The sequence below is a fragment of the Vibrio sp. 2134-1 genome (assembly GCF_033339495.1).
Genome location: NZ_JAWOUS010000855.1, coordinates 1 through 542 on the forward strand (window position 1 = coordinate 1; position 542 = coordinate 542).

General features: G+C 45.9%; 1 protein-coding gene. It reads right to left on the reverse strand.

The genetic code is table 11. From position 1 onward, the window contains the following. The coding region (locus tag R7R78_RS28920; RefSeq protein ID WP_225474945.1) for a ParA family protein at positions 1-542 on the reverse strand (542 nt) is incomplete at both ends.

Consider the following 542-nt stretch of genomic DNA (forward strand, 5'->3'; position numbering starts at 1 on the left):
TCGAACATGGTTGGCATTAGACGAACAAACTCTAAGCCATTCCAATCTTCTGGGAACATCTCATAAACCGTAGGCAAATGCTGGAAGAAGTTAACCGTAGATGCCCAGTCTAGACGTTTTGCCGCACAAGGAATTAACAGTGCATTGGACGCGTACATCGCATTCCAAACCAGAGGGTCAACGTGCGGACCGGTATCAATCATGATGATATCGAAGTCATTCGCAATCTTGTCGATAAGCTGTTCTTTCAATAGACGAACGATATCAAGTGATGGGTCTTCAGACAGCGTTTGCCACGCTTCTGCGTTAAACATAGCATCTTCTGGGAATGCGGAGATTGACTTCAAGTTCGGATATTGCGTCGGCAACAGCACGTTCTTGTGTAAAAATTCGCGGTCGATCTCTACTCCATCAGGCACGTTGCCTAACATGATGTCCACCGCTGAATAAATGTTGTCGTGCTCAGCCACACTGATTTGCGGGTTTAAAAACAGACGTAATGAACCTTGAGGGTCCAAGTCAATCAAACAAATGCGGTAGCG